Consider the following 22,998-nt stretch of genomic DNA (forward strand, 5'->3'; position numbering starts at 1 on the left):
AGGGGCACTCGGCAAGGGGCCGGGTGGCGCGCTTCGCTTGGACTTCCCCAACTGGTGGCTGTGTCGTCTCTATGTGAACCCGGTCACGAGTCGTAACGCGGTGGCGACAGTTGTTAAGCCAACTTTAACGGCATTGTATGACACTTTTGTAACGTTTTCACGCCGGTTTGATAAATACCAATTTTTCCTAGCCACCCGGCGGATGACCGCAAGCCATTGAATTTAATCACCAAGATGCCGACGGCACCGCCGTCGCGGTAACAGCCGCCTTCACGAACACCGCCGTAGGAGCGCGCCCTGCGCGCGACGTCTTTTCGCCTCGGTCAGCAAGTCCCCGCACACGCCGGCCGCGAGCCCCAGCCCCCGACCGACGCCACATCCCGGTCGGTCTGGAATATCAGACCTTGCCGAGGTACCGCGACCGCTTGGCCGGCTTGAGCGAAGCGAGATCGAGCATCACCAGGCCGTCGACGCAGCCCGAGAAGTCCGGATCTTCACCGAAGGCGAGGAACTGCACGCCCTCCGGCTCGACGAGGTCGACGTACTGGCGGTACAGCACCGGCAGCGTGACGCCCAGCGCATCGAGGCGATGCTTGAGCCGGCCGAGGCCCGCCGCGGGATCGAGGCCCGCGAGCTCGTTGCGCACGGATTCGATGGTGGCTTCCGGAATGACGAACGGTTGCCGCGCGGCGGCCAGACCCTGCACGCCGAAGAAATGCTGGTGCGCCGCCGCGATCCACTCGCGCGCTTCGCGGGGCATGCTCACCGACATGCTCACCGGCCCGAACAGGTAGCGCAGTTCGCGGTGACGCTGCAGGTAGAGGCCGATGCCCTGCCAGAGCTGGTCCAGCGCGCGGGAACGCCAGTACGCCGGCGCGATGAAGCTGCGCCCGAGCTCGAGGCCCTGCGCAAGACGCGATTCCAGCGCCGGCGAATAATCGAAGAGGCTCGACGTGTAGAGCGAGCTCATGCCGTGTTCGGCGATCAGCCTGCCACCGTGGCCGAAGCGGTACGCGCCGACGATGCGCAGCGCCTTCGCGTCCCAGAGCACCAGGTGCTCGTAGTGCGGATCGTAGGCGTCGAGGTCGCGCCGCTTGCCGGTGCCCTCGCCGACGCGGCGGAACGTGAGCTCGCGCAGGCGGCCGATCTCGCGCAGCGCGTAGCTGTCGCTGGAGCCCTGCATCAGCAGGATCTTCTTGCCATCCGGCAGCTCGGCCAGCAGCTCGGCCTTGTCGAGTTCCGCGACGACGCGCTCGACCGGCTCGGGATGCGCCAGCGGCGTCTGCCCGCCGAAGACGAGCCCGCGCTGACGCGCCACGCGGTAGACGTGGCGACGCATCAGCTTCGCGGCCTGCTGCGCGTTATCGCCACTGGCCTGCTTGAGTTCGTCGGCATCGACCAGCTTGCCGATGCGGAAGCCCACGCGCTGCTTGCCCGACGTCGCTTCGCGCGGAAGCATCGCGGTGCTCAGCGGCTTGGCGAGCATGGAGAGGCCGTAGAACGCGACCGAATTGCGCGCGGCGATGTGCACCGGCAACACCGGCACGCCCGCCCGCATGGCGAGGCGGGCGAAACCGTCGGACCACTTGCCGTCGCGCACGCCACCGGCGCGCATGCGGGACACTTCGCCAGCGGGGAACATGATGATGACTTCGCCGGCTTCGAGCGCGCGGAACACGCCGCGCATCTTCGACGAGGCGCCCTTGCCGAACACGTCGACGGGCAGCAGCAGCGGGCCGAGTTGCGGCACCGCGGAGAGCACCTCGTTGCCGAGGATGCGCACGTCGCGGCGAACGGAACCGATGAGCTGGATCAGCGCGATGGCGTCCACCATGCCCAGCGGATGGTTGGCCACCACGATGAGCGGGCCTTCGACGGGAATGTTCTCGCGCTCGCGTTCGGTGACGCGGCAGCTGACGCCGAGGTAATCGAGGGTCTTCTCGCAGAAGTCGAAACCGACCGCGTTGCCCGCGTAGGCCAGCGTGCGATTGAAGCGGTCTTCGTGCGCCAGGGTTTCCAGCATCCCGACGAGCGGCTTGCGCAGGAGCGGATGCTGCGCCAGCCAGGGCACGCGTTCCAGCAGTGTCCGATCGATGCTCAGCATGTCTTAGGCTCCCTGTGACGTCGAACGGTGGCTGCCGTGCCGGGCCGGTGCAGAGACGTGATTACGCATAGTGCCTTCGAACATCCTCAATGCCCCATATCAGGCCTTTCGGCCCATGCCCGGGGATAGGAGCTTCCTACCCTTCCGCGCATGCTCGCGGGCAATTATGACAGTAACCCTACCGCCACGTATGTTCCTGCGGCAATGGCCGCGGCTGAGGAAGCTCTGATCAGACCGCGATGTGCAGATAAGCGGACAGACCGCCCAGGAACATCTGCACCGAGAGGGCGATGAGCAGCATGCCCATCAGGCGTTCCAGCGCGGTGAGCACGCTTTCGCCCAGCCAGCGGAACAGGAAGGTGGAGCTGAGCAGGATCACCGAGGTGGTCAGCCAGGCGAGGAACAGCGCGATGCCCCACTCCGCCGTGCGGCCCGGCTGCGAATTGGTCAGCAGCAGGAGCGCCGCCATGGCCGACGGGCCAGCCACGCCGGGGATCGCCATCGGCACGATGAACGGCTCGCCCTCGCCCGGCTTGCCGAACACGCCGCCTTCGACCGGCGGAAAGACCATGCGGATGCCGATCAGGAACAGCACGATGCCGCCGGCGATGCTCACCGACTCCTGCCGCAGCTGCAGCACCTTGAGGATGTACTGGCCGCCCAGCAGGAAGGCCACGAGCACGCCGAGCGCGATCAGCAGCTCGCGGATCATCACCTTGCGCCGGCGCTGGGGCGGCACGTCCTTCAGCAGGGCGAGGAACAGCGGGATGTTGCCCAGCGGATCCATGATCAGGAACAGCAGGATGCCCGCGGACAACGTCGTCATCTGCGTTTCCATGGGTAGAACTCCTTCGTGCGCCCGCCCGGGAGCGGGCGGCGCGTGGTCAATGGGTGTGGCGGATGTCGAGGACGGTGCCGCGCGCCGGCGCGCCGGCGCCCGAGAGCAGATAGACGACGGCGTCGGCCGACGCGGTCGGCAGCGGCCGGTCGAGCGTGTTCTCACCGTAGTAGGCGGCCCGCCGCAGCGCCGTGCGCATCGGCGGCGGCAGCAAGGCGTGCACGCGCATCGCGCCACGGCCGTTCTCCGCGTGCAACACCGCGGCCATGCGCTCCACGGCGGCCTTGGACACGCCGTAGCCGCCCCAGTGCGCGCGGGAGAGCAGCTCGGGATCGTCCAGCACGAACACCACGGCGCTGTCGTCGGCCTTCGCCAGCAGCGGCATGCAGGCCTGGGTCAGCGCGAAGGGCGCGGACACGTTGACCTGCATCGCGCGCAGCCAGTCGTCGGGCTTGTGCATCGCGATGGGCGTCAGCTCGTTGAAGTGCGCCGCCGCGTGCACGATACCGTCCAGGCGACCGAACTCGTTCTCGACGCCCTCGGCGAGCGCCGCGTAGTCGGCCGGCGTGGCGCTTTCGAGATCGAGCGGATGGATCACCGGCTCGCTGCCGCCGATGGCGACCAGTTCGTCGTAGAACTTTTCCAGGGCGCGCACCTTGCGACCCGTGATGATGACGGTGCCGCCGGCGCGCTGGATCGCCCGGGCCGATTCGCCGCCGAGACCGCCGGTGGCGCCGGTCACGATCACGACACGACCGGCCAGCAGGCCCGGGGCCGGAGCCCAGTCGCCGGGAAGCCGAGCGGAGGGCAACGCGCTCACGATTCGGCTCCGGCCACGTCGGCCGCCATGCGCTTCAGCTCGCCGGCGGCGTGGAGATCCTCGACGATGTCACAGCCACCGATGAATTCCCCGAGCAGGAACAGCTGCGGGAACGTGGGCCAGTTCGAATAATGGGGCAGGCCCGCACGGATGCGCGGATCGGCCAGCACGTTGACCGGATGGAACGTCGCGCCCGCCGCCTGCAGGGCTTTCACCGCGCGGTCGGAAAAGCCACAGGTCGGGTATTCCGGCGTGCCTTTCATGAAAAGCACGATCGGATGGGCCGCCACGATGGCCTTGATCTCGTCTACGACGTCCATAGGTCGGATTTCATCATTAGAATGCGATTAGTTACATAGTGTAGCAGCGACGGCCTGCCCCTCCCTGCCTGCGCCCATCCCCCCAGCCACCGCTAAGGAGCCCCTCATGGCGTTCGAACTTCCTCCGCTTCCCTACGAGAAGAATGCCCTCGAGCCGCACATCTCGGCCGAAACGCTCGAATTCCACTACGGCAAGCACCACCAGACCTACGTCACGAACCTCAACAACCTGATCAAGGGAACGGAGTTCGAGAACAAGACGCTCGAGGAGATCGTCAAGACCTCGTCCGGCGGCATCTTCAACAACGCCGCCCAGGTGTGGAACCACACCTTCTACTGGAACTCGATGCGTCCCGCCTCGCAGGCCGCCGAGCCGCCGGCGAAGCTCAAGGAAGCCCTCGACAAGGCCTTCGGCTCGGTCGACAAGTTCAAGGAAGAGTTCACGAAGCAGGCCACCGGCAACTTCGGCTCGGGCTGGACCTGGCTCGTGCAGCGTCAGGATGGCTCGCTGGCCATCGTGAACACCTCGAACGCCGCCACGCCGCTCACCGGCAGCGACACGGCGCTGTTCACCGCCGACGTGTGGGAGCACGCGTACTACATCGACTACCGCAACGCGCGCCCGAAGTACCTCGAGAACTTCTGGCACCTGGTGAACTGGGAGTTCGCGGAAAAGAACCTCGCCTGATCCCGTGGGAGCGGATCGTATCCGCTCCCACCTCCGGTCAGCCGAGCGCGTCGAGCGCCGGCGCCACCTGCGCTTCGCGTCCCAGACCGACCGCCACTTCCGCCAGCCTCGTCCGCAGCGTGCCCGCGTCCGGGGCGCAGACCGTCGCGTGGCCGACCTTGCGGCCCTCGCGCGCTTCCTTGCCGTAGTCGTGCCAGTGGCCATCGGCCACCGACAGCACCGGTGCCGGGTCGGGCATCTGCCCGATCCAGTTGAGCATGGCGCTGCAACCACGCACGCCGGTATCGCCGAGCGGCAGGCCGAGCACGGCGCGGATATGGTTCTCGAACTGGCTGGTATGGGCGCCTTCGATCGTCCAGTGTCCCGAGTTGTGCACCCGAGGGGCCATCTCGTTGCCGAGCAGCTCGCCGCCACGCACGAAGAGCTCCAGCGCGAACACGCCGACGTAATCGAGCCGCTCGGCGATGGCCTTCGCGTGCGCGACCGCCGCCGCTTCCAGCTCGTCCGACGTCCCCGGTGCGGGCGCCAGGCTCACCGACAGCACGCCATCGACATGCCAGTTGCGCGTCAAAGGCCACGTGCGGAAGGCGCCGTCGCGTCCGCGCACGGCCACCACGGAAAGCTCGCGGTCGAACGGCACGAAGGCTTCGAGGATCAGGCCATGCTTGCCGGCCGCCTCGCCGAGCGCGGACCAGGCGGCGTCGACATCGGCGTCCGTCTTCAGGCGGAACTGCCCCTTGCCGTCGTAACCGAGACGACGGGTCTTGAGGATGGCCGGGAGGCCGATGCGGGCGACCGCGGCAACGAGGTCCTCGCGGGTGTCGACGGGCGCGAACTCCGGCGTAGCCAGGCCGGACTCCCGGAACAGGGTCTTCTCGGCCAGCCGGTCCTGGGCGACGGCGAGCGCGCCGGCATTCGGGTGTACCGGGACCTGCCCCGCCAGCCGCTCCGCCGTGGCGGCCGGCACGTTCTCGAAATCGAAGGTCACGGCGTCGACGCGGCCGGCGAGCGCGCCGAGCGCCACCTCGTCGTCCCAACCGGCGACCGTCAGCTCGGTGACCTGCCCCGCGCAGGCGTCGGCGACGGGGTCGAAGGCGACCGTGCGGATGCCCAGCGGCGCGGCGGCGAGGGCGAGCATGCGCGCGAGCTGTCCGCCCCCGAGAATGCCGACGGTGGGGAGACGGCGCGTCACGAACGCGGATCCGGGTTGTCGAGCACGGTCTGCGTCTGCTCGGCGCGGAACGCGTCCAGCGCCGCGGCGACGGCCGGATCGTGCAGGGCGAGCACGGCGGCGGCGAGCAGCGCGGCGTTGGTCGCCCCGGCCCGGCCGATCGCGAGGGTGCCCACGGGGATGCCCGCCGGCATCTGGGCGATCGAAAGCAACGAATCCATGCCGTTCAGCGCCTTGGACTGCACGGGCACGCCGAACACGGGCAGCGGGGTCTTGGCGGCGAGCATGCCGGGCAGGTGTGCGGCGCCGCCGGCGCCCGCCACGATCACCTGGATGCCTCGCCCGCGAGCCGTGTTCGCGTAGTCGAAGAGGAGGTCGGGGGTGCGGTGGGCCGAGACGACCCGGACCTCGTGCAGGATGCCCATGCGGGTCAGCATGCTGGAGGCGTGCTCCATCGTTTCCCAGTCCGAACGGGAGCCCATCACCACGCCCACGCGCGGCGCGCCCGCTTCGTTACCCTCGTTGGAAATCATGGCCCGAGCACCCAAAAGTCGCTATTGTAAAGGCATTCCTAATTATCGGGTTGGCCGGCATCGGCCGCTTCCTCATGGACAAGCGTCTCCTCGACATCCTCTGCTGCCCGGTCAGCAAGCGACCGCTGCGCCCGCTCACCGCCACCGAGCGTGAGCAGCTCAACGCCGCCATCCGCGGCGGCACCCTCGACACCGTGGCCGGCGAGAAGGTCGCCGAGCCCATCGCCGAGGGACTGATCACCACCGACGGCCAGCTCGTGTACCGGGTGGAAGACGGCATCCCCGTCATGCTCCCCGAAGCGGGCATCGGCACGGTGCAGCTGGGCGGCTTCACGCCGGAAACGGATCGCGCATAAAATCCGTGACGCGAGTCACGCTATAAAACATTGGTTCCCGCACAATGGCGCCTCAGGCGGGGGCCAGCTACAGATCCAGGATGTGCGATGAACAATGCGAGTGAGCCGTCGAACGTCGTCGACCTCAGTCAGCGCCTCGACCCGCGCAGCGAACGCGTGGGCGCGCTGCTGGTCACCGTTCGCGGGCTGGCCACCAAGCGGCTCCACGCACTCGCCTCGAACATGTTCGAGAACATCGACGACGCCCTCTTCGACCTCGCGGAAAAAGCCGAGAACAACGCGGCGCAGACCCAGTTCTTCGACGGCATGCGCGAGGTTCGCAAGAAGCGCGCGATCGTCGAGCGCACGTTCCTCGGCCAGGTGGCCCGCGACCTCGCCGACTTTTCGGCCGGCCGCACGCGCGCGCCGGATGCCGACGCCTCCGCCCGGCCGCTCGCCAACATCGAGCTGAGCCTCGTCGGCGAGAACGAGCTGGAAGAATCGCTCGCCATCACCAGCATGATCGGCAAGAACGAGCAGCGCCTCGCACGCGCCCTGTTCGCGGTGACCCAGCGCCTGTCGGTCATCTGTGGCGGTGCGCGCATGGACGACGCCAGCAATCCTGTCGGTCCCGCGTCGCTCGCCGGCGCGTTCCGCCAGGCGATGCGCGAGCTGCTCGTGGAAGTGCGCGTCAAGCTGATCATCTACAAGCTCTTCGACCGCTACGTGCTCGCCGGCATCGACGAGCTGTACGACGACATCAACAACGAGCTCGCGGCAGCCGGCGTGCTGCCGCAGCTGCGGCACGAAATCTCGACGCGTCGCAGCGACGCGCCCGCCCCGATCGGTCCCGCGTCGCCCGCCGCGGCGCAGGCGGCGTATGCCACCGCGCCCGTCACCGATGCCGCGGCCGCCGAATTCATGCAGTCGCTGCATGCCCTGTTCTCCGCGCGCCGCGGCGATGTCGCCACCGGCGGCGCGAGTGGCGCGCCGATCCCGACCGGGCCGCTCCCGAGCCCCACCGAACTCCTCGGCGCGCTGACGCTGCTGCAGAGCCAGATCGCGGTGCTGCCGAGCAACGCTGCGCCGCTCGCCACGCAGGCGGACGTCACGCGCGACGTCGCCCAGCTGAAGGAACAGCTGCTCGCGCAGATCGGCCAGTTGCGCGGCCAGCAGACGGCGCACGTGTCGGGCGTCGACGAAGACACCATCGACCTGGTGGGCATGCTCTTCGAGTTCATCCTCGAAGACCACAACCTGCCGGCCGAAATGCAGGTGATGCTCGCGCGCCTGCAGATTCCCTATCTCAAGGTCGCGCTGCTCGATCGCCGGATGTTCGCGCACAAGACGCATCCGGCGCGCCAGCTGCTCGACGCCCTCGCCGACGCCGCCAAGGGCTGGTCGGCCGAGGCCGATCGCGACGGCCGCCTGTACGAGAAGGTCAAGACGATCGTCGAGCGCCTGCTGCACGATTTCGACGACGACCTCGGCATCTTCAATCGTCTCGCGACCGAACTGCAGGATTTCCTCGACATCAGCCGCAAGCGCGCGGAGCTCGCCGAGCAGCGCGTGGCCGAATCCACCCGCGGCCGCGAGAAGCTCGAGCAGGCCCGCCGCCGCGCCGCCCAGGAAATCGTCGGCCGCATCGGCGAGGCCTCGCTGCCGCCGCTGATCTACGGCGTGCTGACGCGCGCCTGGGCCAACTACATCGTGCTGACGCTGCTTCGCCAGGGCGAGGAGTCGCACGAATTCCGCGACTCGCTGCGCTTCATCGACGACTTCGTCGCCAGCGCGCGGCCCGTGCACGACACCAACGCCCGCCGCGACCTTCGCGCGATGCTGCCGGGCGTCGAGCGCGCGCTGCGCCGGGGCCTGGCGGCCGTGGCGTTCCAGGAAGCCGACACCGAACAACTCCTGGCCCAGCTGCACGCGTTCTACCGCCAGCAGCTCGGCGAGGCCGCGCCGGAGACCGCCTCGGGCACGATCGTCGCCAGCGTGATGCCGCTGCCCGAAGCGATCCAGGCGATCGAGGAGCCCGTCCTCGCGCCCGATCCGGACGACGAGGAGGCGGCGCTGCGCGACGAGGCGTTCGACGAGACCTACCTCGCGCAGGCGCGCGAACTGAAGGTGGGTCAGTGGCTCGAGTTCGTGGCCGGCGACGGCACGACCGACCGCGCGAAGCTGTCTTGGGTATCCCCCATCAGCGGGCGCTACCTCTTCGTGAACCGCCGCGGCCTGAAGGTCGCCGACCACAGCCTCGCCGGCCTCGCGCAGGCGTTCGCCGAGGGCACCGCGCGCGTGCTCGACTCCACGCTGCTGTTCGACCGCGCTATGGACGCGATCGTCGAGAAACTGCGCCAGCCCGATAACGCGTAGGAGCGCGCCCTGCGCGCGACAGCTCCTCGCGCAGCCTGCGAGCTGGCGCGCGGCCTGCGGACCGGGGCGAAAAGCTGTCGCGCGCAGGGCGCGCTCCTACGGTAAGGTAGCGGCCTTTCCCTTGCCGCCCCGCCGATGAGCCCTTCCGACCCGCGACACCTTGCCGACGCGCTGCCGTCGCAGACTGAGATCCTTGCCGATGTCGAGCGCGCGTTCGCCGAGGACATCGGACCCGGCGACGCCACGGCCGACCTGCTCGACCCGAAGGCCACCGCCACGGCCGTGCTGACCTGTCGGGAAGACGCGGTGCTCTGCGGCTCGCCCTGGTTCGACGCGTGCTTTCGCAAACTCGATCCCGACGTACGCATCGAATGGCTGGCGAACGACGGCGACCGGGTCGCCGCCGGTTCGCCGATCTGCCGGCTGGCGGGCAATGCCCGGGCACTCGTGACCGCCGAGCGTTCCGCGCTCAACTTCCTGCAGTTGCTGTCGTCGACCGCGACCGTGACGGCGCAGTACGTCGACGCGATCGCCGGCACGCGGACACGGGTGCTCGACACCCGCAAGACCATCCCGGGCCTGCGCCGCGCGCAGAAGTACGCCGTGCGCTGCGGCGGCGGTACCAACCACCGCATCGGCCTGTTCGACGCGATGATGCTAAAGGAAAACCACATCATCGCGGCGGGCGGCATTCCCGCGGCGGTACGCGCCGCGCGGAACACGCACCCTACCCTTCCGCTCATCGTCGAAGTGGAAAACCTCGATGAGCTCGCGCAGGCCGTGCAGGCCGGTGCCGACCGCGCGCTGCTGGACAACTTCACGCCGGCGATGCTCGCGGAGGCCGTCGCGTACACCGCGGGACGCATCCCCCTCGAGGTGTCCGGCAACGTCGAGATCGACACCATCCGCGCGATCGCCGAGACGGGCGTCGATTTCATTTCCAGTGGCGCGCTGACCAAGCACATCCGCGCCATCGACCTGTCGCTGCGCCTGGACGTGAAGCACCCGTAGAAGCGCAACTGTAGGAGCGCCCTGTGGGAGCGCACCTGGGCGCGACAGCTTTTAGCCGCACCCCTGTAGCTCGCGCGCCAGCTGCATGACTGTCGCGAAAGGCTGTCGCGGCCAGGTCCGCTCCCACAAAACCCCGGATGTTGGAGCGCACCTGGGCGCGATGGCTCTTAGCCGCGAGCTCCATGACTGTGGCGAAGGGCTGTCGCGGCCAGGTCCGCTCCCACAACACCCCGACGTTGGAGCGCACCTGGGCGCGATGGCTCTTACGTCGCGGCGGGACTTGTGGTCGCGCCCGCGCGGCCACACACTGCTCCCATGACCTCGTTCACCGACCTCTTCTGGTTGTTCGTGCTCGCTGCCGGCGTGGCCGCGTGGTATCGGCTGACGCGCGCCCGCGAGGTGGCGGTGCGAGCGGCGATGGCGTTGTGCAAGCGCTACGGACTGCAGCTGCTCGACCAGAGCGTCGGCCTGCGGGCGATCCGCTGGCAGGGCGTCGACGGCGCACGCCGCCTCGAGCGCTGCTACGCGTTCGAGGTTAGCGAAGATGGCCAATCGCGCCAGCCTGCCCGCCTCTGGATGACCGGAAACGAGGTCGCGAGTTTCTCGCTGCCCCATTCGGGCGCACCGGAACTCGAGACCGTCGTGGCTACCGACAGCGTGCTGGCCACGAGCAATATCATCTCGCTCGCCGACCGGCGCAGGCTGCACTGACGAACGACATCCTCGTCGACATGAAAAACCCGCCTTCCGGCGGGTTTTTCGTTACTTGACGACGCGCAGATGCGGCGTGCCGCGCTTCGGACGGTCGTCGTCGCCACCCGAGGCGGGTGGCGTGTCGCCGGCCTCGCCTTCGGACTCGTCGGCGGCACCGGCGTTCAGGGCCTCGTTCTCGTCGGCCGGGAACATCATGCCCTGGCCGTTCTCCTGCGCGTACAGCGCGAGCACGGCGTGGACGGGAATGACGATCGACTGACTCACGCCCGAGAAGCGGGCCTGGAAGGCGATCCGGTCGTTGCCGAGGTCGAGGTTGGCCACGGCGCGCATGGCGAGATTGAGCACCACCTGGCCATTCTTCACCACGTGCGACGGCACCCGCACGCCCGGGAAGCCCGCATCCACGAGGACGTACGGCGTGAGGCCGTTGTCGCTGATCCAGTCGTAGATGGCGCGCAGGAGATAGGGCCGATTGGAGGTCATGCCCGCGTTTTCGTTCGTATCCATGGAATCCGTCCTCGTCGTACCCGCCGGTCGGTCGGGAAGCACCCAAAGCCCGGCAGGGCAAGGTCTGGCGAAGAGTTTAAGGGATACGGCGTCCCGAAGGACCAAAAACGAGCTAAACCGGACTGAAATTGAAGTCCGGACGCATATCACGCTCTTCCGGCGTGAGGCTGCGGGCGAAGCCCTGGCTGTGGAACAGGCGCTCGCCATAGTCGACGATCGGCTTGCCGTCCTTGCCCAGATCGACGCCCAGATGCGGCAGGCGCCACACCACGGGGGCCACGAGGCAGTCGATCAGGCTCATCTCGGGATTCAGGAAGAACCGCGAGGCCTTGAACAGGGGCACCGACATCAGCAGGTGCTCGCGCAGGCGCTTGCGGGCGCCCTCGGCGACCTTCCCGCCCTCGCCGATGGTCTCGATTTCCGGGAGCCAGTCGTTCTCGATCCGCCAGGTGCCCAGGCGCAGGCGCGCACGGGAGAGCGGGTCGATGGGCATCAGGGGCGGGTGCGGGTAGCGCTCGTCGAGGTACTCGACGACGACCGCGGGGTCGTACAACGTGAGATCGCGATCGACCAGCGTCGGCAGCGTGCCGTACGGGTTGAGGTCCAGCAGGTCGGCCGTGGGTTGATCGGACTTGAGGATGATCCGGTCGTAGGCGACGCCCTTGGCAGCCAGCACGAGGCGCGTGCGGTGACAGTGGATGTCGTCGGCGCTGGTGTAGAGCGTGAGTGCCGAGCGCGAACGTGCATTCTGGACCATGCTTTCGATCTCCCTCCCTGCTGCCTGAACGATGACGGGGCGACCCGTGGCCGCCCCGCCAGGACGTCAATCAGTGACTATCGTGAACGTCCTTCCAGTACTCGTGCTTCAGAAGGTACAGGAGGAAGGTCAGGCCAGCCAAGAACAGGATGACCCAGACGCCGATCGACTGGCGCTCGAGGGCGGCCGGCTCGGCCGTGTACTCGAGGAAGGTGGCCAGGTCGCGGGTGGCGCCGCGGAACTGTTCCGGGGTCATGCGGCCGGGGGTGGTGATCTCCAGCTTCTCGACCGCGGCTTCCTGGCCCGGAGCGGCCTCGCCGTGAACGGCGGTCTGCAGGCCCTGCAGTTCCCACAGCACGTTGGGCATCGAGGCGTTCGGGAAGACCGTGTTATTCCAGCCCACCGGGCGGCTCGGGTCCAGGTAGAACGAGTTCAGGTAGTTGTAGATGAAGTCCACGCCCTTGGCGCGGGCTTCGAGCGAGAGATCCGGCGGATCCTTGCCGAACCAGGCCTTGGCGTCGTCGGCCGGCATGTGCGAGATGACCGGCTCGCCGAACTTGGCGCCCGTGAAGTTGAAGTTCGTCATCACCTCTTCCTCGGACAGGCCGAGGTCGGAGGCGAGGCGCGAATACCGCACGTATTTCAGCGAGTGGCAGCCGACGCAGTAGTTGAAGAAGAGCTTCGCGCCACGCTGCAGCGATGCGCGGTCGGCGACGTTGGTACCGGCGGGCGCCAGTCCCTCGCCACCTTCGTTGGCGAGGGCGGGAATCGTGGCGACCGCAAGGCCCAGCGCCAGGGCGATGGAGGAGATAGCGCGCTTAATCATGCATCGTCACCCGTTCCGGAACCGGCTTGGTCTTCTCGAAGCCAAAGCGCGTGTAGACCCAAAGGAATACGAAGAACCCGAAGTAGCCCAGCACCATCAGGCGGCCGAAGGCGTTCTCCCACGTGGTGACGTCCGCATGCGGGAACCACGCCGGGATGAGCTCCGCGGTGACGCCCGCGCCGACGAGGCCGAGGGCGAGGAAGCTGACGACGAGGACGGCCAGCGCGATGCGGAAGCCCAGGCCGCGGTAGCGCACGGAGCGGACCTCGCCCTTGTCGATCCACGGCAGCAGCGCCAGCAGCAGGATCGCGCCGAACATGCCGATCACGCCCCAGATCGCCGTGCCGAAGAACGACGGGATCATGCGCAGGATCGCGTAGAACGGCGTGAAGTACCACGACGGCTTGATGTGGCTCGGCGTGACGAGGTTGTTCGCCGGCGTGAAGTTGTCGTGCTCCAGGAACCAGCCACCGAACGTCGGCGCGAAGAAGATGATGAACGCCGCGATCGTGAGGAAGAAACCGGTGCCGAAGAGATCCTTCACCGTGTAGTACGGGTGGAAGGGGATGGCATCGGCCGGCTTCTCGGCATCCCAGCGATTGCCCTTCGGGCCGTGCTTCACGTCGACGCCGTCGGGGTTGTTCGAACCCACCTCGTGCAGCGCCGCGAGATGCAGCACCACCAGGAGCAGCAGCACCAGAGGCAGCGCGATGACGTGCAGCGCGAAGAAGCGGTTGAGGGTGGCATCGGCAGGCAGGAAGTCGCCCATGATCCACTGCACCAGCGCGTCGCCGATGAAGGGAATGGTGCCGAACAGCGAGATGATGACCTTCGCGCCCCAGAACGACATGTTGCCCCAGGGCAGCACGTAACCCATGAACGCCTCGGCCATCAGCACGAGGAAGATCAGCATGCCGAGGATCCAGACCAGCTCGCGCGGACGCTTGAACGAGCCGTACATGATTCCGCGGAACATGTGCAGGAACACGACCACGAAGAACAGCGATGCGCCCGTGGAGTGCATGTAGCGGATGAGCCAGCCCCACTCGACGTCACGCATGATGTACTCGACCGAGTTGAACGCTTCCAGCGCACTCGTCTTGTAGTTCATGGTGAGGAAGATGCCGGTCACGATCTGGTTGACCAGGACCAGCAGCGCCAGCGAACCGAAGTAGTACCAGATGTTGAAGTTCTTCGGCGCGTAGTACTCGGTCATGTGCTTCCGGTACATGGGCGCGAGGCCCGGGGCGCGCTCGTTGACCCAACCGGCGATGTTCGAGAATACGTTGGCCATCAGCCTGCCTCCTGCGGATCGACGCCGATCTGGATGTGCGTGTCGTCCACGAAGTGGTACGGCGGCACGGGGAGGTTCTTAGGCGCCGGAACGCCGCTGAAGACGCGGCCCGACAGGTCGTACCGTGACTTATGGCAGGGGCAGTAAAACCCGCCCTTCCAGTTCGCGTCGAACGGCTCCGGCTTGATGTCGGGAACGAAGTCAGGCACGCAGCCCAGGTGGGTGCACAGGCCGATGACGACGAGCCACTCGGGCTTGATGGAACGCGTTTCGTTGGTCGCGTACTTGGGCTGCTGCGCCGCGTCCTTCGACTCGGGGTCGAGCAGGCGCGAATCCAGGCCCTTCAGCTGGGCCAGCTGATCCTTGGTGCGATTGACGACGAAGACCGGAAGGCTGCGCCAGGCGTAGGTGACTTTCTGACCGGCCTCGATGGCACTGATATCGACCGTGACAGGCGCCCCCGCTGCCTTTGCCCTTGCGCTCGGTTCCCACGACTTGATGAAGGGCACAACCGCAGCGACCACTCCCGCACCGCCGACAACTGCTGTCGTCACGGTAAGAAAGCGACGGCGGCCATGATCGACGACTTCGTTCGCCATCAGGCTCTCCGGAACTTATGCCATTGAGGATGCGGACCCCTATCGCCGGTTCTTCGGAAATCGGCTTCCGCAAATCGCGTCAGTGTAACGTCAGCACCAGCCACGTACAATAAAATGAACTTAGCCCTGTCCGGCGTCCCGGCGGAGGGCTGCCAAGGAACCGCCCGGAAGCGGAAAAACAGGTTCGCGCTTCGTTGGCAAGGCGACGCGACGACGACAGGACCCCGCGCTCTTACATGAAACACGCCGCCCGCACGCTCGCCTTCATCGCTCGTTTCGTCGTGCTCGGCCTTGCGGTCGCCTTCGTCGTGGGACTCTTCTGGCCGGGTAGCGGCGCCTTCCTCCGGCACCGGCTCGCCGGCACGCAGGAGGCGGCCGAGACGCCTGCCGCCCCCCTGCCCGCGCCGGGCGCGGCACCCGCCTCGTACGCGGACGCGGTGGCGAAGGCCGCGCCGTCGGTCGTCAACATCTACGCCAACAAGCTGGTCACCGAGCAGCCGCGCGAGCTCTACTCCGATCCGGTGCTGCAGCGCATCTTCAGCGTGCCGAGCGGGCCCGTGCGCACGCGGCGCCAGCAGAACCTCGGCTCGGGCGTCATCGTCAGCGACGATGGCTACGTGTTGACCAACAACCACGTCATCGCCAACGCCGACGACATCCAGCTGCTGCTCTACGACGGTCGCGTGGCGAAGGCCCGCGTGGTCGGTTCGGACGACGAAACGGACCTGGCGGTGCTGAAGGTCGACGCGGGCAACCTGCCCGCCATCCGCATGACCGACGCCGAGACGCGGCCACGCGTCGGCGACGTCGTCCTCGCGATCGGCAACCCGTTCGGCATCGGACAGACGGTCACCATGGGCATCGTCAGCGCCATCGGCCGGCAGCTCAACCTGTCGAGCCTGGAGAACTTCATCCAGACGGATGCCGCGATCAACTTCGGCAACTCCGGCGGCGCGCTGGTCAACGCGCACGGCGAACTCGTGGGCATCAACACCTCGCTGATCGGACAGGCCGTCGGTGCCGAGGGCATCGGCTTCGCGATTCCGGCGCAGAGCGCGCGCGACGTGCTCGACCAGATCGTGAAGACGGGCCATGTCGTCCGCGGCTGGATCGGTGCCGACTACGGCGCGGTGCCGGTGTCGGCCGATAGCGGCCTGCCCTCCGCGGCGCGCGGCGTCGTGGTCAACGAGCTTTCGCCGGGCGGTCCGGCGGCGCTCGCCGGCATCCAGCAACGCGACGTGCTGCTGAAGCTCGGCGACGAGGACATCCTGGATACCTCGGACCTGCGCCGCCACGAGGCGTCGCTGAAGCCTGGCGTACCCGTGACGATATCGGGCCTTCGCTACGGCGCCCCGTTCACCGCGACCATCACCCCGACGCAGCGCCCGCCGAGCGCGCCGATGCAGCCGTTGCGCCCCTAGCCGCTCCGGCGCTCCGTAGGAGCGCGCCCTGCGCGCGACATGTGTTGGAGCCGTGCAGCGGGCCCTGATGCGCCCCGCGAAAAGATGTCGCGCACAGGGTGCGCTCCTACGGGGCGCCGCGGATGGCCAGGGGCGTGCCGGGCGCCGGGCGCTGCCGCAGCGTTTCCGCGTAGCGCTTGCGCAGCACTCCCACGCGCTCGACGTAGACCTGCGTCTCGTCGTAAGGCGGCACGCCGTTGTATTTCTGCACCGCGCCGGGCCCGGCGTTGTACGCCGCGGCCGCCAGGCGCTCGTTGCCGTTGAAGTTGCGCAGCAGCAGGGCCAGATACCGCGCACCGCCGCGAATGTTCTGGTCGACGTTGAAGGCATCCAGCACGCCCATGTCCCGCGCCGTGCCCGGAATCAGCTGCATGAGCCCCTGCGCGCCGGCGACGGACAACGCGCGCGGATTGAACGCGCTCTCTGCATGGATCACGGCCCGCAGCAACGCCTCGTCGACGCCGAACTCGCTGCTCGCCGAACGGATGGTGTCGCCGAACGAGGTGATGTTGAGCGCCACGCTGCTCCAGTCGATCTTCGAATGGACGTCGCAGGCGGCGCATGTCGCGATATAGGTAAAGAGCATCTTGATGCTCTGGCCCCTGGCCCCGCCGCCGGGCGGAATGTTCGTGTACTCCACCCCGCCGTCAGCCCGGGTGATCCGGTAGACGGCCCCGCGCAGCACCCGAGAGCCTTTCGGCGCCGCCGGCGCTTCGGCGGTGGCGAGGTCCGCGCTGGCCGATTCCCGGTAATCCCAGCTGCCCTTCGGCGCGGTGACGGGTGGCAGCACCGGCGGTTCCGGCGTGTTCCCCTCGGCTCCGCCCACCACGCCGCCGGTCACACCCGCGAACGAGGCGGCGGTCGACGGAGCCAGCGCCACCGACCCGATCACACCCTCCAGCGAGGCCTTGCCCGGCACGTCCTCGAACACGGCCGTGGGAACGGCGGGTGCCGCGGGCCGGGCGGCGCGGGCCGGCCCGGTGCTGCCGATGCGCTTGCAGTCCTTGTAACCGGCCGCGCTGCTGGAAAAGACGGTCTCGCCCGTGCTGCCGGTGCAGCGGTAGAGCGCCCCGGCCACGGCCGGACCGGCGCAAACGCCAGCCAGCAGGACGCACGCCGCCGCGGCCCTTCGCAGGACCGTGCGGACACGCGGGAAACGGCGGGCGGCATGGCCGGCGCTTTCCCCTGGCGACGCGTCGTTGACCATGGGCGCGAGTGTGCCCGAAGCCCCCTCCGGAGCCAAGCAGGGATAGCGTGACCATCTTCACGCAAGTCATTGATCCACGGCGCCCATCTGGCAACGGAGGGACCGGCGGCGTAAACTGCGCGGTTCGGTGATCCACCACGAAACCACGGTACCCCGGCCCATGAGCGGCAAGCTTTTCATCAAGACCCACGGCTGCCAGATGAACGAGTACGACTCGGCCAAGATGGCCGACGTGCTGCTGGCGTCGCACGGGCTGGAACTGACGCAGGACGAGGCCGAGGCCGACGTCATCCTGGTCAACACCTGCTCGATCCGCGAGAAGGCCCAGGAAAAAGTCTTCAGCCAGCTCGGCCGGTGGAAGGCGCACAAGCAGGGCGGCAAGCCCGTGCTCATCGGCGTCGGCGGCTGCGTGGCCTCGCAGGAAGGCGACGCGATCATCAAGCGCGCGCCGTTCGTCGACCTCGTCTTCGGCCCGCAGACGCTGCATCGCCTCCCGGAAATGATCGAAGCCCAGCGTGCCAGCGGCAAGGCGCAGGTGGACATCAGCTTCCCGGAGATCGAGAAGTTCGACAGCCTGCCCGAGCCCCGCGCGGAAGGCCCCACCGCCTTCGTGTCGATCATGGAAGGCTGCTCGAAGTACTGCTCGTACTGCGTCGTGCCGTACACGCGTGGCGAGGAGATCAGCCGCCCGTTCGACGACGTCGTCGTCGAAGTGGCGCAGCTCGCCGCGCAGGGCGTCCGCGAGGTCAACCTGCTCGGCCAGAACGTCAACGCGTATCGCGGCCCCATGCACGACGGCGGCACCGCCGACCTCGCGGTGCTGATCCACGCCATCGCGCAGATCGACGGCATCGGCCGCATCCGCTTCACCACGTCGCATCCGCTGGAGTTCTCGGACTCGCTGATCGAGGCCTATGCGAACGTGCCGCAGCTGGCGAACTACCTGCACCTTCCCGTGCAGGCCGGTTCGGATCGCATCCTCGCGGCGATGAAGCGCGGCTACACGGCGCTGGAATTCAAGCAGAAGATCCGCAAGCTGCGCGCCGTGCGTCCGGACATCTGCATCTCGTCGGACTTCATCGTGGGCTTCCCCGGCGAAACCGACGACGACTTCGAAAAGACGATGAAGCTGATCGACGACGTCGGCTTCGACCAGAGCTTCTCCTTCATCTTTTCCTCGCGCCCCGGCACGCCGGCCGCCAACCTGCCGGACGACACGTCCGACGAGGTCAAGCACGCGCGCCTGTCGCGCCTGCAGGCCGCGATCAACGAGAACGCCCGCCGGATCAACGAGGCCATGGTCGGCACCGTCCAGCGCGTGCTCGTCGAGAAGCCCAGCCGCAAGAACCCGAACGAAATGACCGGACGCACCGAAAACATGCGCTACGTGAATTTCCCCGGTCATGCCCGCATGATCGGCCAGTTCATCGACGTGACGATCACCGAGGCCATGAGCAATTCGCTCCGCGGCCGCGTGGTCCTCGGCGACGAGGTCGCCCTCGCCTCGTGAATGCCATGAGCCAGCTTTCCCAACGCGATTTCGCCCTCGATCCCGAGGACAACGCCCGCCTCGCCAACCTGTGCGGTCCGCTCGACGAGCACATCCGCCAGATCGAGCTGCGGCTCGGCATCGAGGTCGACCACCGTGGCAGCCTCTTCCGCGTGATCGGCGACGAAGCCGCCGCGAAAGCCGGCGAGCACGTGCTGCGCGCGCTCTACGACGCGACCGAGCACGAGACGCTCAACGGCCAGGTGATCAACCTCCGCCTGGCCGAATCCGGCATCGACGCCCTGAACGAGCAGGCGGCGGAGTCGGCGCAGGAGGTCGTGATCAAGGTCAAGCGTGGCGTGATCAAGGGCCGCGGCCCCAACCAGGCCCGCTACCTCCACGCCATCACCACGCACGACATCAACTTCGGCGTCGGCCCGGCCGGTACCGGCAAGACCTACCTCGCCGTCGCCAGCGCCGTCGAGGCGCTCGAGGCCAACCGCGTCCAGCGCGTCCTGCTGGTGCGCCCCGCGGTCGAGGCCGGCGAGAAGCTCGGCTTCCTGCCCGGCGACCTCAGCCAGAAGATCGATCCGTACCTGCGTCCGCTGTACGACGCCCTGTACGAGATGGTGGGCTTCGAGAAGGTGTCCAAGCTGATCGAGCGCAACGTGATCGAGATCGCGCCGCTCGCGTACATGCGCGGCCGCACGCTCAACGATGCCTACGTGATCCTCGACGAGGCGCAGAACACCACCGTCGAGCAGATGAAGATGTTCCTGACCCGCATCGGCTTCGGCTCCGTGGCGGTGATCACGGGCGACGTCTCGCAGGTCGACCTGCCCCGTCACATCCGCTCCGGACTGCGTCACGCCATCGAGGTGCTGCGCGGCGTGGACGGCATCAGCTTCACGTTCTTCACCTCGCGCGACGTGGTGCGCCATCCGCTGGTGGCCAAGATCGTGCGCGCCTACGAGGCCTTCGAGCAGAAGCAGGACGAGGCGCAATGAGCCGTGTCGAGGTCGCGGTCGGCTACGCCGCGCCGCGCAAGGGCGTGCCAGCCCCGGCGAGCTTCCGTCGCTGGGTCGAGGCCGCGCTGAAGGGCGCGCGTCGCCGCAAGGCGTCGGAAGTGGCGATCCGCATCGTCGACGCCGACGAGGGCCAGGCCCTGAACCTGCAGTACCGGGGCCGCGATTACGCGACCAACGTCCTGTCGTTTCCCGCCGATCTGCCGCCCGGCGTCGATCTTCCGCTGATCGGCGATCTGGTGATCTGCGCCCCCGTGGTGGCCCGCGAGGCCGCCGAACAGGGTAAGAAACCCGCCGACCACTGGGCCCACCTCACCGTCCACGGCACCCTGCACCTGCTGGGCTACGACCACATCGACGAGGCCGAGGCCGAGGCGATGGAAGCCCTGGAGACGAAGGTGCTGGCCGGACTCGGCATCGCCGACCCGTACCTGGCCTGATCGCGAACCCGGATCGCCGATGCGATCGGCTCCCACCCCTTCCGCCGTCACCTTGCCACCGAAGGGTGGGAGCCGATCGTATCGGCGATTCGCGGCGGAGCCGCGACCCGGCGCCCTGAACCGTCACGTAAATTCCGCTAGACTGACCCTTCCGCCCCCTGCTGGGCTGAACCACAAAGAGTAATGAACGAGGACCCTGGTAGTACCAACGGCCCGGCTCACCGATCCTGGTGGGACCGACTGGGCCACATGTTTTCCGGCGAGCCCCGCAACCGCGACGAACTGATCGAGGAACTGCGGACCGCCCAGGCCAACGGCCTGCTTTCGAACGACACCCTGACCATGGTCGAGGGTGCGATCAAGGTCACCGAGCTCAGCGTCGACGATGTCATGGTGCCGCGCGCCCAGATCGTCAGCCTCCCCGCCGACGCCCCCCTCCCCGACATCCTCGCGACCGTGGTCGAATCCGGCCATTCGCGCTTCCCCGTGCATGGCGAAGACAAGGACGAGGTGCTGGGCATCCTGCTCGCGAAAGACCTCCTGAAGTACTTCGGCCAGAGCGAAGGCTGCGACGTGCGCGCCCTGCTCCGTCCCGCCGTCCTGATCCCGGAATCGATGCGCCTGAACGTGCTGCTGGCGGAATTCCGCCTGACGCGCAATCACATGGCGCTCGTGGTCGACGAGTACGGCGGTGTCGCCGGGCTCATCACCATCGAGGACGTCCTCGAGCAGATCGTCGGTGAGATCGACGACGAGCACGACGACGAGGAAGACCCGGTGCTGGTGCAGGCCCTCGACGGGGGCGGCTTCGCGGTCAGCGCGCTCACGCCGATCGCCGATTTCAACGAGATCGCCGGCGCCCATTTCTCGGACGAGGAATTCGACACCGTCGGCGGCATGATCACCTCGGAGTTCGGCCATCTGCCGGCCGTGGGCGAGGAGATCGGCGTGGGCAACTTCCTCTTCCGTGTCACGGAGGCCGACGACCGCCGCGTCCAGGCGTTCCACGTCACCCGCGCGAACGGCGGCTGATGCGGTTCGTCCTGTTCCTCCTGATCACCCTGTGCTTCACCCCGCTCGCGAGGGCGGGGATCGTCGACGCGCCCGCGGCGAGCCTCGAAGTCTCGCTGATGACCTACGGCCCGGGCGACATCTACTGGGAGCGTTTCGGTCACGACGCGCTGGAGATCCGCGACACGGTCAGCGGCGAGTCGATCGCGTTCAACTGGGGCGTGTTCGACTTCGACCAGAAGGGTTTCCTGCTCAATTTCGCGCGCGGCATCATGGCTTACCGCATGGACGCGGAGACGACGCAGTCGGACGTCGATTTCTACGCCAGCGAAGGCCGCTACGTCCGCCGGCAGCGCCTGGCCCTCGACGACGCGCAGAAGCAGATCCTGCGGCGCGCGGTCCTGTGGAACATCCGGCCCGAGAACGCCGGCTACCACTACGATTACTACGTGGACAACTGCACCACGCGCGTGCGCGACATGCTGGACAACGCGCTCGGCGGCGCGCTGAGCGAGCAGTGGACCGGCACGCCTGGCGGCATGACCTACCGCGAGCAGACCGCGCGCCTGATGAGCAACCAGGCGTGGCTCATGCTCGGCATGGACCTCGGCCTCGGCCCGTTCGCCGACCAGCCGATGACGGCCTGGACCGAAGCCTTCCTGCCGATGACGCTCGAAGAACAGATCCGCCACGTCCGCATCGGCGAAGGCGCTGCCTCCCGCGCGCTGGTGATCGACGAGGCCACGCTGTCGCCGAACCGCCTCGTGCCGCCGCCCGACACGGCGCCCGACCTGCGCTGGCCGCTGCTGGGCGCGGGCGTGGCGCTCGCCGTCCTCCTCGCGCTGCCGGTGTTCACCCGCCAGCGCGCCGCACGCACCGTGTTCGCCGTCGCGGCGACCGCCTTCGTCGTCTTCGCCGGTCTCGCGGGCCTGTTCATGCTCGGCCTGTGGACGTTGACGCTGCATCGCTCGGCGTGGGGCAATTTCAACCTCCTCGCCTATCAGCCGCTCGCGCTGCTGCTGATCCCGGGCATCTGGCGCCTGCGTCGTGCCGGCCGCCCCATGGGCCGTTTCACGCCGCGCATCGCGGCGATCTCGTTCGCGGCCGCCGTGATCGGCCTGCTGCTGCATCTGTGGCCGGAGTTCCCGCAACGGAACATGCCCTGGCTGCTTTTCGCGGTGCCGTGCTGGGCGGCGCTGTTCGCGAGCTTCTGCCGGCGGCACGACTGACGCTCGCTCGCCAGCACATTCGCGCACGCTCCGCCTCGCTCGATTGGGGGATTCCCCGAAGGCGCATCCATGGCACTAATGGACGTCCATTCCGCATGGAAGGCGACAGCGAGACGCATCCCCGACGTCGCTGACGCCTGTCCGTAAAAACTGCGGACCACGTCACGAAACACCACGTTGCCAGCGCGTCGTTCGGGACGCACATGGATAGTGCGCCCTCGCCGAACGTCCTGCATTCGTCCCC

General features: G+C 67.8%; 23 protein-coding genes. 11 read left to right on the forward strand and 12 right to left on the reverse strand.

Annotation, left to right across the window (positions count from 1 at the left end):
• Positions 1-397 precede the first annotated feature (397 nt).
• The 4 genes from BMY69_RS11405 to grxD all read right to left on the reverse strand — a co-directional run bounded on the left by BMY69_RS11405 (position 398) and on the right by grxD (position 4,082).
• Positions 398-2,104 (reverse strand): bifunctional ornithine lipid synthase OlsF, encoded by a 1,707-nt coding sequence (locus BMY69_RS11405; protein ID WP_090178097.1) that lies wholly within the window; start codon positions 2,102-2,104, stop codon positions 398-400.
• Positions 2,105-2,333: 229 nt separating this feature from the next.
• On the reverse strand, positions 2,334-2,930 hold the full coding sequence (locus tag BMY69_RS11410) for a YhgN family NAAT transporter (RefSeq protein WP_090055846.1): 597 nt from the start codon (positions 2,928-2,930) through the stop codon (positions 2,334-2,336).
• A 58-nt stretch (positions 2,931-2,988) separates the two neighbouring features.
• Entirely contained in the window at positions 2,989-3,762 is a 774-nt protein-coding gene (locus BMY69_RS11415; protein WP_090178100.1) for an SDR family NAD(P)-dependent oxidoreductase, read from the reverse strand.
• Positions 3,759-4,082 carry a Grx4 family monothiol glutaredoxin gene (gene grxD, locus BMY69_RS11420; RefSeq protein WP_090054658.1) on the reverse strand — a complete coding sequence of 108 codons (324 nt, stop codon included), beginning with the start codon at positions 4,080-4,082 and terminating at the stop codon, positions 3,759-3,761. The genes BMY69_RS11415 and grxD overlap by 4 nt, the downstream gene beginning before the upstream one ends.
• Before the next feature lie 106 nt (positions 4,083-4,188).
• Here grxD and BMY69_RS11425 point away from each other — a divergent pair, with 106 nt between their 5' ends.
• Complete coding sequence (locus BMY69_RS11425) at positions 4,189-4,770, forward strand: Fe-Mn family superoxide dismutase (RefSeq protein ID WP_090178103.1); 582 nt, start codon at positions 4,189-4,191, stop codon at positions 4,768-4,770.
• 37 nt (positions 4,771-4,807) lie between these two features.
• On the opposite strand, the gene BMY69_RS11430 is transcribed toward BMY69_RS11425, so the two are convergent.
• A complete protein-coding gene (locus BMY69_RS11430) occupies positions 4,808-5,962 on the reverse strand; it encodes a 5-(carboxyamino)imidazole ribonucleotide synthase (RefSeq protein ID WP_255364531.1) in 1,155 nt (384 codons plus the stop codon).
• Positions 5,959-6,474: a 5-(carboxyamino)imidazole ribonucleotide mutase gene (purE, locus tag BMY69_RS11435; RefSeq protein ID WP_090178105.1), complete on the reverse strand. Its 516-nt coding sequence runs from the start codon at positions 6,472-6,474 to the stop codon at positions 5,959-5,961. The genes BMY69_RS11430 and purE overlap by 4 nt, the downstream gene beginning before the upstream one ends.
• A gap of 74 nt (positions 6,475-6,548) precedes the next feature.
• Between purE and BMY69_RS11440 the strand changes: the two genes are divergently transcribed.
• From BMY69_RS11440 to BMY69_RS11455, 4 genes are all read left to right on the forward strand, one after another.
• The gene (locus BMY69_RS11440; RefSeq protein ID WP_090055851.1) at positions 6,549-6,830 is read left to right on the forward strand and encodes a Trm112 family protein; all 282 of its coding nucleotides are present in this window, start codon (positions 6,549-6,551) and stop codon (positions 6,828-6,830) included.
• 87 nt (positions 6,831-6,917) lie between these two features.
• On the forward strand, positions 6,918-9,185 hold the full coding sequence (locus BMY69_RS11445) for a DUF1631 domain-containing protein (RefSeq protein ID WP_090178107.1): 2,268 nt from the start codon (positions 6,918-6,920) through the stop codon (positions 9,183-9,185).
• Positions 9,186-9,320: 135 nt separating this feature from the next.
• A complete protein-coding gene (gene nadC / locus BMY69_RS11450) occupies positions 9,321-10,196 on the forward strand; it encodes a carboxylating nicotinate-nucleotide diphosphorylase (protein ID WP_090178110.1) in 876 nt (291 codons plus the stop codon).
• Positions 10,197-10,511: 315 nt separating this feature from the next.
• A complete protein-coding gene (locus BMY69_RS11455; protein ID WP_090054667.1) occupies positions 10,512-10,907 on the forward strand; it encodes a DUF3301 domain-containing protein in 396 nt (131 codons plus the stop codon).
• A 51-nt stretch (positions 10,908-10,958) separates the two neighbouring features.
• Here the strand turns inward: BMY69_RS11455 and BMY69_RS11460 are convergent, their stop codons facing one another.
• The 5 genes from BMY69_RS11460 to petA form a co-directional block, all read right to left on the reverse strand.
• A complete protein-coding gene (locus BMY69_RS11460) occupies positions 10,959-11,393 on the reverse strand; it encodes a ClpXP protease specificity-enhancing factor (protein WP_090055853.1) in 435 nt (144 codons plus the stop codon).
• 136 nt (positions 11,394-11,529) lie between these two features.
• On the reverse strand, positions 11,530-12,174 hold the full coding sequence (locus tag BMY69_RS11465; RefSeq protein WP_090054669.1) for a glutathione S-transferase N-terminal domain-containing protein: 645 nt from the start codon (positions 12,172-12,174) through the stop codon (positions 11,530-11,532).
• A gap of 70 nt (positions 12,175-12,244) precedes the next feature.
• Positions 12,245-13,000, reverse strand: a complete 756-nt coding sequence (locus BMY69_RS11470; RefSeq protein WP_175472813.1) for a cytochrome c1 — start codon at positions 12,998-13,000, stop codon at positions 12,245-12,247.
• On the reverse strand, positions 12,993-14,294 hold the full coding sequence (locus BMY69_RS11475; protein WP_090178113.1) for a cytochrome b: 1,302 nt from the start codon (positions 14,292-14,294) through the stop codon (positions 12,993-12,995). Before BMY69_RS11475 ends, BMY69_RS11470 begins: the two co-directional genes overlap by 8 nt.
• Entirely contained in the window at positions 14,294-14,893 is a 600-nt protein-coding gene (petA, locus tag BMY69_RS11480) for a ubiquinol-cytochrome c reductase iron-sulfur subunit (RefSeq protein WP_090054672.1), read from the reverse strand. Before petA ends, BMY69_RS11475 begins: the two co-directional genes overlap by 1 nt.
• A 236-nt stretch (positions 14,894-15,129) precedes the next feature.
• Here petA and BMY69_RS11485 point away from each other — a divergent pair, with 236 nt between their 5' ends.
• Positions 15,130-16,314 carry a S1C family serine protease gene (locus BMY69_RS11485; protein WP_090178116.1) on the forward strand — a complete coding sequence of 395 codons (1,185 nt, stop codon included), beginning with the start codon at positions 15,130-15,132 and terminating at the stop codon, positions 16,312-16,314.
• A 106-nt stretch (positions 16,315-16,420) separates the two neighbouring features.
• On the opposite strand, the gene BMY69_RS11490 is transcribed toward BMY69_RS11485, so the two are convergent.
• Positions 16,421-17,560 (reverse strand): lytic transglycosylase domain-containing protein, encoded by a 1,140-nt coding sequence (locus tag BMY69_RS11490; protein ID WP_090178118.1) that lies wholly within the window; start codon positions 17,558-17,560, stop codon positions 16,421-16,423.
• A gap of 160 nt (positions 17,561-17,720) precedes the next feature.
• On the opposite strand from BMY69_RS11490, the gene miaB reads away from it, so the two are divergent.
• From miaB to BMY69_RS11515, 5 genes are all read left to right on the forward strand, one after another.
• On the forward strand, positions 17,721-19,070 hold the full coding sequence (gene miaB / locus BMY69_RS11495; RefSeq protein ID WP_090178120.1) for a tRNA (N6-isopentenyl adenosine(37)-C2)-methylthiotransferase MiaB: 1,350 nt from the start codon (positions 17,721-17,723) through the stop codon (positions 19,068-19,070).
• A gap of 5 nt (positions 19,071-19,075) precedes the next feature.
• Entirely contained in the window at positions 19,076-20,056 is a 981-nt protein-coding gene (locus tag BMY69_RS11500; RefSeq protein WP_090178123.1) for a PhoH family protein, read from the forward strand.
• The gene (gene ybeY / locus BMY69_RS11505; RefSeq protein ID WP_090178125.1) at positions 20,053-20,514 is read left to right on the forward strand and encodes an rRNA maturation RNase YbeY; all 462 of its coding nucleotides are present in this window, start codon (positions 20,053-20,055) and stop codon (positions 20,512-20,514) included. The genes BMY69_RS11500 and ybeY overlap by 4 nt, the downstream gene beginning before the upstream one ends.
• Before the next feature lie 183 nt (positions 20,515-20,697).
• Positions 20,698-21,546, forward strand: coding sequence for an HlyC/CorC family transporter (locus BMY69_RS11510; protein WP_090054681.1), 849 nt, complete (start codon positions 20,698-20,700; stop codon positions 21,544-21,546).
• Positions 21,546-22,754 carry a lipoprotein N-acyltransferase Lnb domain-containing protein gene (locus BMY69_RS11515; RefSeq protein ID WP_090178128.1) on the forward strand — a complete coding sequence of 403 codons (1,209 nt, stop codon included), beginning with the start codon at positions 21,546-21,548 and terminating at the stop codon, positions 22,752-22,754. The genes BMY69_RS11510 and BMY69_RS11515 overlap by 1 nt, the downstream gene beginning before the upstream one ends.
• The last annotated feature ends 244 nt before the right edge of the window (positions 22,755-22,998 follow it).

The organism is Luteibacter sp. UNC138MFCol5.1 (assembly GCF_900110505.1).
In the GTDB taxonomy this organism is placed as follows: domain Bacteria; phylum Pseudomonadota; class Gammaproteobacteria; order Xanthomonadales; family Rhodanobacteraceae; genus Luteibacter.

What these genes read in the sequence shown, in the direction of transcription:
- BMY69_RS11405 (WP_090178097.1), bottom strand. Translation starts at nt 2,104, where the DNA reads ATGCTGAGCATCGATCGGACACTGCTGGAACGCGTGCCCTGGCTGGCG.
- BMY69_RS11410 (WP_090055846.1), bottom strand. Translation starts at nt 2,930, where the DNA reads ATGACGACGTTGTCCGCGGGCATCCTGCTGTTCCTGATCATGGATCCG.
- grxD (WP_090054658.1), bottom strand. Translation starts at nt 4,082, where the DNA reads ATGGACGTCGTAGACGAGATCAAGGCCATCGTGGCGGCCCATCCGATC.
- BMY69_RS11425 (WP_090178103.1), top strand. Translation starts at nt 4,189, where the DNA reads ATGGCGTTCGAACTTCCTCCGCTTCCCTACGAGAAGAATGCCCTCGAG.
- purE (WP_090178105.1), bottom strand. Translation starts at nt 6,474, where the DNA reads ATGATTTCCAACGAGGGTAACGAAGCGGGCGCGCCGCGCGTGGGCGTG.
- BMY69_RS11440 (WP_090055851.1), top strand. Translation starts at nt 6,549, where the DNA reads ATGGACAAGCGTCTCCTCGACATCCTCTGCTGCCCGGTCAGCAAGCGA.
- BMY69_RS11445 (WP_090178107.1), top strand. Translation starts at nt 6,918, where the DNA reads ATGAACAATGCGAGTGAGCCGTCGAACGTCGTCGACCTCAGTCAGCGC.
- nadC (WP_090178110.1), top strand. Translation starts at nt 9,321, where the DNA reads ATGAGCCCTTCCGACCCGCGACACCTTGCCGACGCGCTGCCGTCGCAG.
- BMY69_RS11455 (WP_090054667.1), top strand. Translation starts at nt 10,512, where the DNA reads ATGACCTCGTTCACCGACCTCTTCTGGTTGTTCGTGCTCGCTGCCGGC.
- BMY69_RS11460 (WP_090055853.1), bottom strand. Translation starts at nt 11,393, where the DNA reads ATGACCTCCAATCGGCCCTATCTCCTGCGCGCCATCTACGACTGGATC.
- BMY69_RS11465 (WP_090054669.1), bottom strand. Translation starts at nt 12,174, where the DNA reads ATGGTCCAGAATGCACGTTCGCGCTCGGCACTCACGCTCTACACCAGC.
- BMY69_RS11470 (WP_175472813.1), bottom strand. Translation starts at nt 13,000, where the DNA reads ATGATTAAGCGCGCTATCTCCTCCATCGCCCTGGCGCTGGGCCTTGCG.
- BMY69_RS11475 (WP_090178113.1), bottom strand. Translation starts at nt 14,294, where the DNA reads ATGGCCAACGTATTCTCGAACATCGCCGGTTGGGTCAACGAGCGCGCC.
- petA (WP_090054672.1), bottom strand. Translation starts at nt 14,893, where the DNA reads ATGGCGAACGAAGTCGTCGATCATGGCCGCCGTCGCTTTCTTACCGTG.
- BMY69_RS11485 (WP_090178116.1), top strand. Translation starts at nt 15,130, where the DNA reads ATGAAACACGCCGCCCGCACGCTCGCCTTCATCGCTCGTTTCGTCGTG.
- BMY69_RS11490 (WP_090178118.1), bottom strand. Translation starts at nt 17,560, where the DNA reads ATGGTCAACGACGCGTCGCCAGGGGAAAGCGCCGGCCATGCCGCCCGC.
- miaB (WP_090178120.1), top strand. Translation starts at nt 17,721, where the DNA reads ATGAGCGGCAAGCTTTTCATCAAGACCCACGGCTGCCAGATGAACGAG.
- BMY69_RS11500 (WP_090178123.1), top strand. Translation starts at nt 19,076, where the DNA reads ATGAGCCAGCTTTCCCAACGCGATTTCGCCCTCGATCCCGAGGACAAC.
- ybeY (WP_090178125.1), top strand. Translation starts at nt 20,053, where the DNA reads ATGAGCCGTGTCGAGGTCGCGGTCGGCTACGCCGCGCCGCGCAAGGGC.
- BMY69_RS11510 (WP_090054681.1), top strand. Translation starts at nt 20,698, where the DNA reads ATGAACGAGGACCCTGGTAGTACCAACGGCCCGGCTCACCGATCCTGG.
- BMY69_RS11515 (WP_090178128.1), top strand. Translation starts at nt 21,546, where the DNA reads ATGCGGTTCGTCCTGTTCCTCCTGATCACCCTGTGCTTCACCCCGCTC.